At 60.7% G+C, this 13,695-nt stretch carries 13 protein-coding genes and 1 pseudogene; 6 read left to right on the top strand and 8 right to left on the bottom strand.

The features are described 5' to 3' along the window. Window positions 1-51: 51 nt before the first annotated feature. On the bottom strand, window positions 52-435 hold the full coding sequence (locus tag AC1DVF_RS28090) for a hypothetical protein (RefSeq protein WP_093430287.1): 384 nt from the start codon (window positions 433-435) through the stop codon (window positions 52-54). A gap of 147 nt (window positions 436-582) precedes the next feature. Between AC1DVF_RS28090 and AC1DVF_RS28085 the strand changes: the two genes are divergently transcribed. Both AC1DVF_RS28085 and AC1DVF_RS28080 read left to right on the top strand, forming a co-directional pair. After that, window positions 583-780 carry a cation transporter gene (locus tag AC1DVF_RS28085; protein WP_038360680.1) on the top strand — a complete coding sequence of 66 codons (198 nt, stop codon included), beginning with the start codon at window positions 583-585 and terminating at the stop codon, window positions 778-780. An 88-nt stretch (window positions 781-868) separates the two neighbouring features. Then, on the top strand, window positions 869-2,071 hold the full coding sequence (locus tag AC1DVF_RS28080) for a multidrug effflux MFS transporter (RefSeq protein WP_093430290.1): 1,203 nt from the start codon (window positions 869-871) through the stop codon (window positions 2,069-2,071). Window positions 2,072-2,076: 5 nt separating this feature from the next. Here AC1DVF_RS28080 and AC1DVF_RS28075 read toward each other — a convergent pair whose 3' ends face one another. The 3 genes from AC1DVF_RS28075 to AC1DVF_RS28065 form a co-directional block, all read right to left on the bottom strand. Continuing rightward, window positions 2,077-2,250, bottom strand: a complete 174-nt coding sequence (locus tag AC1DVF_RS28075) for a hypothetical protein (RefSeq protein ID WP_007914687.1) — start codon at window positions 2,248-2,250, stop codon at window positions 2,077-2,079. A gap of 160 nt (window positions 2,251-2,410) precedes the next feature. Then, window positions 2,411-3,424, bottom strand: coding sequence for a zinc-binding alcohol dehydrogenase family protein (locus AC1DVF_RS28070; RefSeq protein ID WP_320335864.1), 1,014 nt, complete (start codon window positions 3,422-3,424; stop codon window positions 2,411-2,413). 32 nt (window positions 3,425-3,456) lie between these two features. Continuing rightward, entirely contained in the window at window positions 3,457-3,750 is a 294-nt protein-coding gene (locus tag AC1DVF_RS28065) for a putative quinol monooxygenase (protein WP_116256689.1), read from the bottom strand. A gap of 119 nt (window positions 3,751-3,869) precedes the next feature. On the opposite strand from AC1DVF_RS28065, the gene AC1DVF_RS28060 reads away from it, so the two are divergent. The 3 genes and pseudogenes from AC1DVF_RS28060 to AC1DVF_RS28050 form a co-directional block, all read left to right on the top strand. After that, window positions 3,870-4,799, top strand: coding sequence for a LysR family transcriptional regulator (locus AC1DVF_RS28060; protein WP_093430303.1), 930 nt, complete (start codon window positions 3,870-3,872; stop codon window positions 4,797-4,799). Window positions 4,800-5,116: 317 nt separating this feature from the next. Further along, on the top strand, window positions 5,117-5,851 hold the full coding sequence (locus tag AC1DVF_RS28055; RefSeq protein WP_093430305.1) for an ArsR/SmtB family transcription factor: 735 nt from the start codon (window positions 5,117-5,119) through the stop codon (window positions 5,849-5,851). Window positions 5,852-5,991: 140 nt separating this feature from the next. After that, window positions 5,992-7,350, top strand: a pseudogene (locus AC1DVF_RS28050) (MFS transporter); the annotation flags it as partial. Between the two features lie 107 nt (window positions 7,351-7,457). Here AC1DVF_RS28050 and AC1DVF_RS28045 read toward each other — a convergent pair. From AC1DVF_RS28045 to AC1DVF_RS28035, 3 genes are all read right to left on the bottom strand, one after another. Beyond that, window positions 7,458-8,411, bottom strand: coding sequence for an adenosine deaminase (locus AC1DVF_RS28045; protein ID WP_095047396.1), 954 nt, complete (start codon window positions 8,409-8,411; stop codon window positions 7,458-7,460). 80 nt (window positions 8,412-8,491) lie between these two features. Beyond that, window positions 8,492-9,457, bottom strand: coding sequence for a 2-oxoglutarate and iron-dependent oxygenase domain-containing protein (locus AC1DVF_RS28040; RefSeq protein WP_477783511.1), 966 nt, complete (start codon window positions 9,455-9,457; stop codon window positions 8,492-8,494). Window positions 9,458-9,598: 141 nt separating this feature from the next. Next, on the bottom strand, window positions 9,599-10,672 hold the full coding sequence (locus tag AC1DVF_RS28035; protein ID WP_099759385.1) for a BMP family ABC transporter substrate-binding protein: 1,074 nt from the start codon (window positions 10,670-10,672) through the stop codon (window positions 9,599-9,601). Window positions 10,673-10,960: 288 nt separating this feature from the next. Here AC1DVF_RS28035 and AC1DVF_RS28030 point away from each other — a divergent pair, with 288 nt between their 5' ends. After that, window positions 10,961-12,052, top strand: coding sequence for a calcium:cation antiporter (locus AC1DVF_RS28030; RefSeq protein WP_099757917.1), 1,092 nt, complete (start codon window positions 10,961-10,963; stop codon window positions 12,050-12,052). Window positions 12,053-12,175: 123 nt separating this feature from the next. Here AC1DVF_RS28030 and AC1DVF_RS28025 read toward each other — a convergent pair whose 3' ends face one another. Next, on the bottom strand, window positions 12,176-13,534 hold the full coding sequence (locus AC1DVF_RS28025; protein WP_477783510.1) for an 8-oxoguanine deaminase: 1,359 nt from the start codon (window positions 13,532-13,534) through the stop codon (window positions 12,176-12,178). Window positions 13,535-13,695 lie beyond the last annotated feature (161 nt).

Here is a 13,695-nt window from a genome sequence, read left to right as displayed (position 1 = left end):
GACTGACACACCGTATTCGCGAGCAGGCTCGCTCCCACAATTGGGATTTACTTAGTATTCGAGATCGGCGCGCTTCAAGTAGACGCCTTCCGAATTCATCGCCAACCGATACTTCAGCACATCACCGGCATGCAATTTGATCTCCTGCGACCCCGGCGCGAGCATCCCCGGGTTACAACCGGCGACCTGTCCCGGCAGCAACTTCAAGCGCAGCGAAACAGTGCCCGGCGGCAGGTTGAAGGAAATGCTTTGCTCCTGCAGCAGCCGCGCCGAAAGCTGATCCTGGATGTACACGCCGATCTCGCAAGAAGTCGACACTTCCAGGCGCTCGCGGGAAATAATCAGCACCGCATAATCCTCGCCAGCAGCTTGCACTTGAGGGACGGCGGCAAAGAGGCTGAGAAAGCCAAACAGGCTGAAAGCTGACCAGCGCATGGCTGAATCTCCTGAATCGAGTCATTGATGTACGCAGCTTGGCCGAGCGCGACGCCGATTGCCAGCCCGGCAGTTTATTGAAGAACTTGACCTTGCCATCGTGGCAAGCTCGAGACTGCCGGCAACCTCACTCAAAGGAGTCATTCCATGCAAGTGTTCAACGTTCAAGGCATGTCCTGCGGTCACTGCGTCAAAGCCATCACCAACGCCGTGCAGGCCAGAGATCCAGCGGCCAGTGTGCGGGTTGATCTGGCGGCTAAAGAGGTCGGCGTCGAAAGCGCCATGAGTGCTGATCAGGTCATCGAAGCGATCCGCGAGGAAGGGTATGAGGTGAAGCTCGTCTGAATTTGATCGTTAGCGAGCTATCGGAATGTTCAAGGCGTTCAGGCGCGGCTAGACTGTCGGGCTGCCGACTTGCCAACCTGGATGCCTGATGAACTTCCGTACCATTCTGATTCTCGGTGCCTTGACCGCCTTCGGGCCCTTGGCGATCGACTTCTATTTACCTGCCTTTCCCTCGATGGCGCTGGCGTTCGGCACCGACGAGAAACACGTGCAGATGACGCTGGCGGCGTATTTCGCCGGGTTGTCCATCGGCCAACTTGCCTATGGTCCGGTGGCGGATCGCTTCGGTCGACGCATCCCGTTACTGGTGGGCCTTACGCTGTTCACCTTGGCATCCCTGGCCTGCGCTTATGCGCCAAACCTGGAATGGCTGATCGGTGCGCGTTTCGTCCAGGCGCTGGGCGGCTGTGCCGGGATGGTGATTTCCCGGGCGGTAGTCAGCGACAAGTGCGATGCAGTCGGTTCGGCGAAAGTCTTTTCGCAATTGATGCTGGTGATGGGCCTGGCGCCGATTCTGGCGCCGATGCTCGGCGGTCTGCTGGTCAACACCACAGGCTGGCAGTCGATCTTCCTGGTGCTGACCGGCTTCAGCGCATTGGCCGGGTTGGCCGTGGCGCTGGGGCTGCCGGAAAGTATGCCGGCGCACATGCCGCGTCAGCCGTTGTCCGGCGCGCTGCGTCAGTACGGGCGCTTGCTCAAGGACCGGGTTTACCTCGGCCACGCCCTGACCGGCGGCATCGCCATCGCCGGGATGTTCGCTTACATCGCGGGTTCACCGTTCATTTTCATCAAACTTTACGGCGTGCCGGCCGAGCATTTCGGCTGGCTGTTCGGCACTAACGCGGCGGGGTTCATTTTGGTGGCGCAGGTCAACGCGCGGATGTTGGCCAAGCGCGGCCCGGCATTCCTGCTGTCGCGGGCGGTATGGGTTTACTTCGCCGCCGGGCTGACGCTGCTCGCGGTCAGCGCAATGCACACAGAGTCCTTGTGGCCGCTGCTGATTCCACTGTTCATCTGCGTGTCGAGCCTGGGTTGCATCAGCCCGAACGCCGCCGCTTGCGCGATGAACGGGCAGGGCGCACGGGCCGGCAGTGCTTCGGCGTTGCTCGGTTGCATGCAATTCAGTGTCGCCGCCGGCGCTTCGGCACTGGTGGGGGTGTTGCACGACGGCACCGCCGTGCCGATGGCCATGGTCATCAGCCTGTGCGGTTTGCTGGTGGTGTGCGTGGCGCTGCTCACCCGCCGTCTGCAGAATGCCCGGGCACTGGCGCAAGCTCAGGCCGAGGCATAAATACCTCAGCCGGCAGCGCGCTGCTGGCTGCGATCGGGAATCTGATGGGGTGCGCACAGTCGCGCTTCGAGGGTGCGGGTGAAGGCCAGTGCTTCGGCTTCACTGCGGAATGTCACGGCGTGTTGGTCCAGACGAACCTGCCACTGAGACTTTGCCACTTCTTTTATCAGGATCTTCATTGCTGACCTCCCTTGCGTAAAAGATGTATCGCAGAGGCTTCGATTGTAGACCTGAATACGATCGCAATTGTGACAAGGGTCAAGCATCGGACTGACGGCAAAAAACAGCGCAGCCCCGCCGACCGCTCTAGGTTCGGCGAAGGCTGCTCTGTGTGATTTTTTAGAAACCTTCTAAAACAATTTTGCCCTTGGCTTTGCCACTTTCCAGCAGCTCATGGGCGCGACGCAGGTTCGCCGCATTGATCGTGCCGAAATGCTCGCCCACCGTGGTCTTCAACGTCCCGGCATCAATCAGATCCGCCACGCGGTTGAGCAGTTTGTGCTGCTCGATCATGTCTGGCGTCTCGAACAGCGAGCGGGTGTACATGAACTCCCAGTGCAGCGACAGGCTCTTGCGCTTGAGCTTGCTCACGTCCAGCGACTTCGGATCGTCGATCAACGCCAGTTTGCCTTGCGGCGCCAGCGCTTCGACCAGTTGATCCAGGTGCTGGTCGGTCTGGGTCAGGCTGGCGACGTGGGTCACGCTGTCGATCCCGGCGCGCTTGAGTTCTTCGCTCAGCGGCTGGCTGTGATCGATGACCAGGTCGGCGCCCAGTTCTTTGACCCAATCGCGGGTTTGCTCGCGGGACGCGGTGCCGATCACCTTCAGGCCGGTCAGTTGCCTGGCCAATTGCGTCAGGATCGAGCCAACCCCGCCGGCGGCACCGACGATCAGCAGGCTCTGGCCTTCATCGGTATTGCCTTCGCGGATTTGCAGGCGCTCGAACAACAACTCCCATGCGGTGATCGCGGTCAGCGGCAGTGCGGCGGCTTCGGCAAAACCGAGGGATTTCGGCATATGGCCGACGATGCGCTCATCCACCACGTGCAGTTCACTGTTGCCGCCGGCACGGGCGATGGAGCCGGCGTAGAAAACCTTGTCGCCGGCCTTGAACAACGTCACTTCGCTGCCGACAGCCTTGACCACACCGGCAACGTCCCAACCCAGCACTTTCGCCGCGCCGTTTTCCGGTGCCGCGTTCTGCCGCACTTTGGTGTCGACCGGGTTGACCGAAATGGCTTTGACTTCCACCAGCACGTCGCGCGGGCCGGCGAGCGGTTCTGGCAGTTCGATGTCTTGCAGGGACTTGGCGTCGTTGATCGGCAGGGAAGCGTAATAGGCGATGGCTTTCATGAGTGGCTCCGTACGGGTAATAGAAGAAGGGATCAGACAATCGCGCCGAGGCGCTTGAGTTGGAAGTGTTCGATGGCGTGGCCGGCGCTGGCCTGGAAATGCTGGAAATGCGCGCTGGCGTTGTGCGCCTCAAGAATCGCTTCGCTGGCCCAGTGTTCGATCACATAAAACACCTGCGGATCAGCGAGGTCGCGGTGCAAGTCGTACTGGCTGCAACCGTCTTCGGCGCGGCTCGGTTCAACCAGGGCGCGCAGGCCTTGTTCGAGAAGATCCTGTTGGCCGGGTTTGGCGATCAGGGTGGCGATAGCGGTGAAGGGCTGGGACATGCTCGGCTCCAGAGAAGCGGGATGAATGCGATGGAGAGATGATTGGCTATTTCTCTGCGAGATAAAACCGGCTAAAAGAGCAGTCTCTTTCAATATTTTTTTGATAATCGAGGCTGAGCATGCTGCGTTTTGACGACTTGCAGTTGTTTGTCCGGGCGGCGGATCTGGGCAGTCTGTCGGCAGCCGCGCGGGTGATGGACATGTCCGCTGCCGTGGCGAGTGCGGCGTTGAAACGGATCGAACAGCAGCTCGGTGCGCGCTTGCTCGCGCGCTCGACCCGCAGTCTGCGCCTGACAGCCGAGGGCGACGGCTTTCTCGAATACGCGCGGGCGGCGCTGAGCAACCTTGATGAAGGCCGGCGCTTGCTGGCCAGCGGACAAGATCAGGTCAGTGGGGTCTTGCAGTTGTCGGCGCCTTCGGACTTCGGCCGCAACCTGTTGCTGCCGTGGCTCGACGAGTTCCAGCGCGAGCACCCGAAGCTGACCGTGCGCTTGCTGCTCGGCGATCGCATCGCCGACCTGTTCCGCCAACCCGTGGACATCGCTTTGCGTTACGGCGAGCCGGAGGACTCAAGTCTGGTTGCTTTGCCTATCGCCCCGCACAACCGCCGTGTGCTGTGCGCCTCCCCGGCGTATCTGGCCCGACACGGCGAACCGCGCCAGCTCGAACAACTGGCCCAGCACAACTGCCTGTTGTACATGCTCGGCAGCCGGGTGCATGACCATTGGAGTTTTCATGACGGTAAACGTGAAGTTGGTCTGACCGTCAGTGGTGACCGTTTCAGCGATGACGCCGACGTTGTGCGTCTGTGGGCGGTGGCCGGCGCCGGAATTGCCTACAAGTCGTGGCTGGACGTGGGCGCCGATGTGCTCGCCGGGCGGCTCAAAGTGCTGCTGCCAGAGCTGCTTTGTGAGCGCGCACCGCTGAATTTGTTGTGCGCCCATCGCGCCCAATTGAGTAAGCCGGTGAACCTTCTGAGGGAAATGCTCGCCAGCCGATGCGCTGAAGTGAGTAGTCAATTTCCCGCTTTTTCGGAAGTTGATCATTAGTCGCAGGTAAATAGAGAAATTTCTGTCAGGAACAATCACCACCTGCGCAGGCCCCGGCGCAGGACGCGCGGGCTAACCCGCTTATACTAGCGCCCGCCTCATGCCAGCACCGACACCCCGGCCCGGAGACCCTCGCACCGCGTCGCCAGTCTTCGAGTGACGGTCGCGCAACTGCTGCGGGTTCTGTGCCGGAGCAGGCTGCGTCAGCGGCTTGCCTCGCCCCGGTTCATGGCGATTTTCGCGTCTTGGCCGATGACTCATTACCGGCCAAGATGTCTCCGAGCAGTAGACGATACGATTCAACAGGGAGTGAACACATGGAACATGCACCTTGCATCAGCCAGATCGCCACGTTGCTGGCCGACCCCAAGCGCAGCGCGATGATGTGGGCGTTGATGGATGGCTCGGCCCGGCAAACCGAGGAGCTTGCGCTACTGGCAGGGCTGTCGCCATCGTCGGCCAGTGCGCATCTGGCGCGGCTATCCACGGGTGGTCTGTTGAAGGTCGAAGTCCGTGGTCGCAAACGCTTTTTCCGTCTCTCGGCACCGGAGGTCGGTGCTGCGATAGAAGCATTGGCCAGCGCCACCATCGCCAGTGCTCCACGGGAAATTCCCGAGGTCTTCAAACGCACTACCCCCATGGCCAAACCGCAAACCGCGCCGTCCTCATTGTTGCGCGCGCGTTTTTGCGATGACCACCTCGGCGGTACGCTGGCGGCGGACCTGTATCAGCGCTTGCTTGATGCCGGCTGGATCGAACAGCTTGAACAACGCGTCGTGGTGACCCACAAGGGTTCGAAACTGTTGGCTGGACGTGGCGTGTTCATTCAGGCGCTGGCCCATCGCAACGTGCAGGTGGCGTGTGCTTGTCCAGACTGGAGCGAACGTCGTCCGCACATGGGGGGATCACTCGGCGCCGCGTTATTGCAGTTGTTCATGCAGTCCGGCTGGCTGACCCTGCCCAACGACTCGAGAGCTTTGCAATTGACCGCCACCGGCCAACGGGAGCTGCATCGCTTTGCCAAGGAAACCGAGCTGGAAATGGCGTTGTAGAGCACTCGCAATCGACGTCCGGAACTGCGTAAGCGCTTCTGGCGTCGCCCGCGACTGCGAACAGGTCGTATCCAGCACGAACGCCGTTTCGCGATCAAGCACACTCGATCCGGGGATATTTTTCGGATGGGGGAGGTGGCATGGAGACTCACGGCTACAGCGCTGCAGAACGTCTGGAACGACTGCCGATCAGCGGTTATCACCGGATCATTTTCATCATCATCGCCTTGGCGTTTTTCTTCGATTCCATGGATCTGGCGATGATGACCTTCCTGCTCGGCTCGATCAAAGCCGAGTTCGGCCTGAGCAGTGCGCAAGCGGGATTGCTCGCCAGCTCGAGTTTTTTCGGCATGGTGCTGGGGGCGTCGCTGTCCGGCATGCTCGCCGATCGCTTCGGGCGCAAACCGGTGTTTCAGTGGAGCATCGTGCTGTGGGGCGTGGCCAGTTATCTGTGCTCGACAGCGCAAACGGTCGAGACGCTGACGCTGTTCCGCATCCTGTTGGGGATCGGTATGGGCATGGAGTTTCCGATCGCCCAGTCGATGCTGTCCGAGCTGATTCCAGCGCAGCGCCGCGGACGTTACATCGCGTTGATGGACGGCTTCTGGCCTCTCGGCTTCGTTGCTGCCGGCGTGCTGTCCTACTTTCTGCTGCCGCTGATTGGCTGGCGCGACATCTTTCTGGTCTTGGCGGTGCCGGCGGTGTTCGTACTGGCGATCAGGTTTTTCATTCCCGAGTCACCGCGCTGGCTGGAGCAGGCCGGGCGCGATGACGCTGCGGATAAGGTGTTGAACGGCATCGAGGCGCGGGTGCGTTCGTCGCTCGGCGGTGCCGCGTTGCCGGAACCGATTCGATTGCCGCGTACCGTGACGCCGCCGGGCAACTTCTTTGCGGCGCTGAAACAGATCTGGTCGCCGCAGTATCGCCAGCGCACGACGATGCTCTGGAGTCTGTGGTTCTTTGCGCTGCTCGGCTTTTACGGGCTGACGTCGTGGCTCAGTGCGCTGTTGCAACAGTCGGGTTTCGCGGTGACGCAGTCGGTGTATTACACGGTGCTGATTTCCCTGGGCGGGATTCCCGGGTTTCTCATGGCCGCATGGCTGGTTGAGCGCTGGGGGCGCAAACCGGTATGCATCGTGACGTTGCTCGGCGGAGGTGTAATGGCGTTCCTGTATGGGCAGAGCGCGGTGTTTGGCGGTAACGTGGCGCTGCTGATCGGCACCGGGTTGCTGATGCAGTTTTTCCTGTTCGGCATGTGGGCGGTGCTCTACACCTATACGCCGGAGCTTTATCCGACGTCGGCGCGGGCGACCGGCTCGGGCTTCGCCTCGGCGATTGGCCGCGTGGGTTCGCTGCTTGGGCCGTTGGTGACCGGACTGGTGTTCCCGATTACCGGGCAGGGCGGGGTGTTTGCGCTGGGCGCGGCGTGCTTTGCGATTGCGGCGGGGGTGGTGTGGTTGTTCGGGATGGAGACGCGGGGTAAGACCCTGGAAGAGCTGACTAGGAGTGAGCCTGCTCGCGATAGCGGTCTGTCAGGTAACACATCGGTGTCTGACACTCCGCTATCGCGAGCAGGCTCACTCCTACAAAGGTTATTCGGTGTTGCTTAGGGTTTTACCAGTCGCGCATCCAGGCTGTTCTGCGCCAAACGCTTGGCCTGATCCTGGGTCATGCCCAAGTGTTCATGCAGCGCGTAGAAGTTTTCAGTCACGTAACCACCGAAGTACGCCGGGTCATCGGAGTTCACCGTGACCTTCACGCCACGCTCGAGCATGTCGAGGATGTTGTGCTGCGACATGTGATCGAACACGCAGAGTTTGGTGTTCGACAGCGGGCACACGGTCAGCGGAATCTGCTCGTCGATGATCCGCTGCATCAGGCGCTCGTCTTCGATGGCGCGCACGCCATGGTCGATACGCTGGATCTTCAGCAGGTCGATGGCTTCCCAGATGTACTCCGGCGGGCCTTCTTCGCCAGCGTGGGCAACGGTCAGGAAGCCTTCGTGGCGGGCACGGTCGAAAACGCGCTGGAACTTGCTCGGCGGGTGGCCCATCTCGGAGCTGTCGAGGCCGACCGCGACAAACGCGTCACGGAATGGCAGTGCCTGGTCGAGAGTTTTCTCGGCTTCTTCTTCGCTGAGGTGGCGCAGGAAGCTGAGGATCAAACCGCTGGTGATGCCCAGTTGCTGCTCGCCATCCTTGAGTGCCGCGGCGATGCCGTTGAGCACCACTTCGAACGGGATACCCCGGTCGGTGTGGGTCTGCGGGTCGAAGAACGGTTCGGTGTGAATCACGTTCTGCGCTTTGCAACGCAACAGGTAGGCCCAGGTCAGGTCGTAGAAATCCTGCGAGGTGCGCAATACGTCGGCGCCCTGGTAATACAGGTCGAGGAATTCCTGCAGGTTGTTGAAGGCGTAGGCCTTGCGCAGGGTTTCCACGTCGCTCCACGGCAGGGCGATCTTGTTGCGCTCGGCCAGGGCGAACAGCAGCTCAGGCTCCAGCGAGCCTTCCAGATGCAGGTGCAGTTCAGCCTTGGGCAAGGCGTTGAGCCAGTCGTACATATTCTTTTCTCATCAGGTGCAATGACGGCATTCTACAGATGCTCGCCGAAACAATTGGCAAAACCTGACCAAGCGATCCATCACACGGCTTCTTGCTCGCGGCGATAGGCGTAGGTATCGGCGAAGCGCGAGAGCAAGAATTCGGCGCAGGTGGTCGTCGGATATTTCGCCGGATGCTCTGCGTCCTGACAACCCGGCAGGCATTCGATGCGGGTGTCCGGATGCGGCTCGGCGAAGAACGGCATTGAGTAGCGATCCACGCCGAGCGGGCTGATCACCCGGTGCGGGGTCGAGCGATAACGGTCGTTGCTCCAGCGCGCCATCATGTCGCCGAGGTTGACCACGAAGGTGCCGTCGATGGGCGGCGCGTCGATCCATTCGCCTCGCACGTTCCTGACCTGCAAGCCACCGGCACTGTCCTGATAGAGCAGGGTGATGCAGCCGTAATCAGTGTGCGCGCCGGCACCTTGCTGCTCGGCGGAGCTGGCAGTGTGGCGCGGTGGGTAATGGATCATGCGCAGCACGCTGACGGGGTCGTTGAAACGGCTGTCGAAGAAATCGCGTTCGATGTTCAGGGCGATGGTCATCGCGCGCAGCAGGGTTTGCGCGAGTGCCTGCATGTCGAGGTAATGCTGCTCCATCAAGGTTTCCCAACCCGTTTGCGATGGATGCCGGTTAGGACCGCGCAACGGTTTTTCGGCGAGCACATCGGGATGGTTGGCCGGCAGGTGCAGGCCCATGTCGAAGGTTTCTTTGAGGTCGCTGGGTTTGCTCGGGTCGAGTTGCTCGGTGGCGATGGCGCCGTAGCCACGATGGTGGCGGGTCTGGGTGATGTCGATCTTGAGTTTTTCTGCTGCGGGCAGGGCAAAAAAACGCTGAGTCTGATCGAGGATGGCATCGATGCGCTGCGGCGAAATCGGGTGACCCTTGATATAGAAAAAGCCCCACTCGCGGCAGGCCATGTCGATTTGCCCGGCCACGGCGGGCCAGGCGTTTTCATCGGCGGAGTAGAGGGGGCTGATATCGATGATCGGAAGCTGATCCATTTCGCATTCTCTATTGTGATCGTTCCCACGCTCCGCGTGGGAATGCCTCAATGGACGCTCTGCGTCCGCTTTTGGCAGGGACGCGGAGCGTCCCGGGCGGCATTCCCACGCAGAGCGTGGGAACGATCGGGGTCAGGGGGATTACTTCGGCATCTCAGCCTTCATGCCTTCAACGTAATAATTCATCGACGCCAGTTGCGCATTCGTCGCGCTTACGCCTGCGGGGATTTTCTCGACGCCGGCCTGATCCTTGATCGGCCCGGTAAACGGCTGCAACGCGCCGCTCTTGATGTCGGCAATGATCTGCTCGGCCTCGGCTTTCACCGGTGCCGGTACCAGGTCGCTGATCGGCAGTTCAACCGTGCCTTCCTTCAACCCACCCCAGTAATCCTGAGGTTTCCAGCTGTGATCGATCACGCTCTGCGTCGCCTGAATGTAATGCGGCGCCCAGTCGTTGACGATCGAAGTCAGCACCGCTTTCGGCCCGAAGTGGGCCATGTCCGAGGCATACCCCACCGCATACACACCACGACGTTCGGCGGCCTGAATCGGCGCCGGGCTGTCGGTGTGCTGGAACACCACGTCGACGCCTTGATCGATCAGCGCGTTGGCCGCATCGGCTTCCTTGCCCGGGTCGAACCAGGAGTTGACCCACACCACTTTGATCTCGGTGCCGGGGTTGTACTTGTTCAGCGCCAGCTGGATGGCGTTGATGTCGCGGATCACTTCCGGGATCGGGAACGAAGCGACGTAACCGATCTTCTTGGTCTTGGTCATCTTCGCCGCGAGGAAACCACCGACGTAGCGACCCTCGTACGTACGCGCCAGATAGGTGCCGAGGTTTTTGTCCTGTTTGTAGCCGGTGGCGTGTTCGAAGGTCACCTTGGGAAACTGCTTGGCGACTTTGACGGTGGGGTTCATGTAGCCGAAGGAAGTGGTGAAGATCAGGTCGTATTTATCCTTGGCCATGTTGCGGATCACCCGCTCGGCGTCGGCGCCCTCGGCGACGTTCTCCACATAGTTGGTGGTGATCTGATTGCCGAATTTTTCCGCGAGGGCCTTGCGCCCCTGCTCATGCTGATACGTCCAGCCGTGGTCACCGATCGGGCCGATATAGACGAAACCGACCTTGAGCGGATCGGCAGCGCTGGCGCTCAGACTGATTCCCAGACCGAGGGCGGCGCACAGCAGTTTGTGCAGCGGACGTATTTGCATGAACTCGAACTCCATTTTGTTGTGTGTGGTCAGGGCCAATGCAAATTGCTGACCAACAGGACAACAAACTCCTTCGAAACCGCAGTGTGACCTTCGCGAGCAAGCTCGCTCCCACAGGTGAACGCATTTCAATGTGGGAGCGAGCTTGCTCGCGAAGGGGCCGGCAGGGCCGATAAAAGTGCATGCCTGAAACCAGCTGCCATCGCTTGGTGCGCTAAGGTGTAACGAAACGTTAGCGCCGCCCCGCAGTCAGTAGCTCATTCGCTCTCTTTCGGCAAAAGGCCCGCCATGCTCACAATTCTCAAGCAAGAAAGCTTTCTGCTGCTGGCAGTCATCGCTGCGTGCGTTGCCTATCCGCTGGAACACTGGCTGCTGCACAGCGGCCAGATCGTCGCGCTGCTCGGCGGTCTGGTGCTGATCGCCTTCATCGTCGCCGCCTCGATGCGCGTCGCCCATCACGCCGAATTGCTCGCGGAAAAGGTTGGCGATCCTTACGGCACGATGATCCTCACGCTTGCGGCCGTGCTGGTGGAAGTGGTGATTCTCGCGATCATGATGAGCAACGAAGCGTCGCCCACGTTGGTGCGCGACACGATCTATTCTGCCGTGATGCTCGACATCAACGGCATCCTCGGCCTCGCCGCACTGATGGGCGGGATCAAACATGGCGAGCAGTCCTACAACGACGATTCCGCGCGCAGCTACAGCGTGATGATCCTTACCGCCATGGGGGTGTCGATGGTGGTGCCGGAGTTTATTCCCGAGGCCAACTGGAAGATTTATTCGGCGTTCACCATCGGCGCGATGGTGGTGCTTTACGCGCTGTTTCTGCGCATGCAGGTCGGCCCGCACAGTTACTTTTTCAGCTACAGCTACCCGGACAAACGCCGCAAGAAAGAACCGCAGGACGCGCAGACGAATGCGCCGAGCATCGGCCTGTCGATCGGCATTCTGGTGTTTGGCATTGTGGTGATCGGCGCACTGGCCGAAGTGATGTCGAAGACCCTCGATCTGGGCCTGGAAGGCACGGGCGCGCCGCCGGTGATCACGGCGATTCTGGTGGCGGCGATTTCAGCAGCGCCGGAGATTTTGACCGCGTTGCGCGCAGCGTTGGCCAACCGCATGCAGTCGGTGGTGAACATTGCGATGGGCGCGTCACTGTCGACGGTGATTTTGACGGTGCCGGTGATGGAAGCGATGGCGCTGTATACCGGCCAGCCGTTTCAGATGGCGATGACGCCGGTGCAGACGGTGATGATCTTCATCACGCTGATCGTCAGCGCGATCAACCTCAATGACGGTGAGACCAATGCCATCGAAGGCATGACGCACTTCGTGCTGTTCGCGACGTTCATCATGTTGTCCCTGCTCGGTCTCTAGCCCCGACACAAAACAACTATGGGAGCGAGCTTGCTCGCGAAAGCGGAGTATCAGTCAACTCAAATATTGACTGACACGACGCCTTCGCGAGCAAGCTCGCTCCCACAGGGATTGGTGATCGGATCAGGTACCGGCAATCAACTGGCGCGCCGCCTGACTGTGATCGGCGATCAGGCCTTTCAGATCAAGACCCTCAACCTGGCCATCGACCACGCGCCACTTGCCACCAATCATCACCCGATCCGCACGATCAGCACCGCACAACAGCAACGCCGAAATCGGATCATGACTACCCGAGAAGCGCAGCTCATCGAGCTTGAACAACGCCAGATCCGCCTGCTTGCCCATGGCAATCTCACCAATGTCAGTACGGCCCAACAAGCTCGCCGAACCTTTGGTCGCCCAGCCCAGCACGCGTTCCGGGGTGATCTTCTCGGCGCCGTAACGCAGACGCTGGATGTACAGCGCCTGACGCGCTTCGAGAATCATGTTCGACGCATCGTTGGACGCCGAACCATCGACGCCCAGACCAAACAGCGCGCCGGCATCAGTCAGATCGATACTCGGGCAAATGCCGGAGGCCAGACGCATGTTCGAACTCGGGCAATGGCAGATACCGGTACCGGCCTGACCGAGGCGGGCGATTTCGTCCGGGTTGAAGTGAATGCCGTGGGCCAGCCAGGTGCGCGGACCGAGCCAGCCGACGCTGTCGAGATAGTCGACGGTGCGCAGGCCGAAACGCTGCAGGCAGAAATCTTCTTCATCGAGGGTTTCAGCCAAGTGCGTGTGCAGACGCACGTCGAGCTTGTTCGCCAGTTCAGCACTGGCCGACATGATTTCCGGGGTCACCGAGAACGGCGAGCACGGTGCCAGAGCGATTTGGATCTGCGCGCCGTCGCCACGTTCGTGGTACTCGTGAATCAGGCGCTGACTGTCGTCGAGAATCACCTGACCTTCCTGCACTGTCTGCTGCGGCGGCAGGCCGCCGTCCTTCTCGCCGAGGCTCATCGAACCGCGAGTGAGCATGGCGCGCATGCCCAGTTCGCGAACGCTTTCGACTTGCACGTCGATGGCATTCTCCAAGCCATCCGGGAACAGGTAGTGGTGATCGGCCGCAGTGGTGCAGCCCGACAGCAGCAGTTCGGCCAAAGCGACTTTGGTGGCGAGCGCGAGTTTTTCCGGCGTCAGGCGCGCCCAGACCGGGTACAGGGTTTTCAGCCACGGGAACAACGGCTGATTGACCACCGGCGCCCAGGCGCGAGTCAGGGTTTGATAGAAGTGATGGTGGGTGTTGATCAGGCCCGGCAGGATCACATGTTCACGGGCGTCGAACACTGCATTGCACGGCGCCGACGGCTGTTGGCCAGCGGCGAGGACTTCGACAATGACACCGTCTTGCACAACAAGACCGCCACGGGCATCGAGCGAGTTGGAGGTGAAAATGGCGAGGGGATTTTTTAACCAGGTACGGGTCGCGGGCATGTTGCCGGCTCCTCTGAAAATGGGGTTCAGGGTTGCCAGCTCAGTGATGCCCTGTCTGCTGATCCAGGGTCGCCGCGAGGACGAGGTGCGCAGTTTCAAACAAATCGCTGCATCGGGCAAGCCCGACCCGACAGGACAACACGGTCCCTTGTAGGAGTGAG

It is taken from the genome of Pseudomonas sp. P4_D7 (assembly GCF_056401755.1).
Note: the sequence above shows the minus strand (reverse complement) of the source record. Positions and strands in the feature narration are given on the sequence as shown.

Bases quoted from the DNA above. Each gene is read 5' to 3' on its own strand.
- AC1DVF_RS28090 (WP_093430287.1), bottom strand. From the start codon at position 435: ATGCGCTGGTCAGCTTTCAGCCTGTTTGGCTTTCTCAGCCTCTTTGCC.
- AC1DVF_RS28085 (WP_038360680.1), top strand. From the start codon at position 583: ATGCAAGTGTTCAACGTTCAAGGCATGTCCTGCGGTCACTGCGTCAAA.
- AC1DVF_RS28080 (WP_093430290.1), top strand. From the start codon at position 869: ATGAACTTCCGTACCATTCTGATTCTCGGTGCCTTGACCGCCTTCGGG.
- AC1DVF_RS28075 (WP_007914687.1), bottom strand. From the start codon at position 2,250: ATGAAGATCCTGATAAAAGAAGTGGCAAAGTCTCAGTGGCAGGTTCGT.
- AC1DVF_RS28070 (WP_320335864.1), bottom strand. From the start codon at position 3,424: ATGAAAGCCATCGCCTATTACGCTTCCCTGCCGATCAACGACGCCAAG.
- AC1DVF_RS28065 (WP_116256689.1), bottom strand. From the start codon at position 3,750: ATGTCCCAGCCCTTCACCGCTATCGCCACCCTGATCGCCAAACCCGGC.
- AC1DVF_RS28060 (WP_093430303.1), top strand. From the start codon at position 3,870: ATGCTGCGTTTTGACGACTTGCAGTTGTTTGTCCGGGCGGCGGATCTG.
- AC1DVF_RS28055 (WP_093430305.1), top strand. From the start codon at position 5,117: ATGGAACATGCACCTTGCATCAGCCAGATCGCCACGTTGCTGGCCGAC.
- AC1DVF_RS28045 (WP_095047396.1), bottom strand. From the start codon at position 8,411: ATGTACGACTGGCTCAACGCCTTGCCCAAGGCTGAACTGCACCTGCAT.
- AC1DVF_RS28040 (WP_477783511.1), bottom strand. From the start codon at position 9,457: ATGGATCAGCTTCCGATCATCGATATCAGCCCCCTCTACTCCGCCGAT.
- AC1DVF_RS28035 (WP_099759385.1), bottom strand. From the start codon at position 10,672: ATGCAAATACGTCCGCTGCACAAACTGCTGTGCGCCGCCCTCGGTCTG.
- AC1DVF_RS28030 (WP_099757917.1), top strand. From the start codon at position 10,961: ATGCTCACAATTCTCAAGCAAGAAAGCTTTCTGCTGCTGGCAGTCATC.
- AC1DVF_RS28025 (WP_477783510.1), bottom strand. From the start codon at position 13,534: ATGCCCGCGACCCGTACCTGGTTAAAAAATCCCCTCGCCATTTTCACC.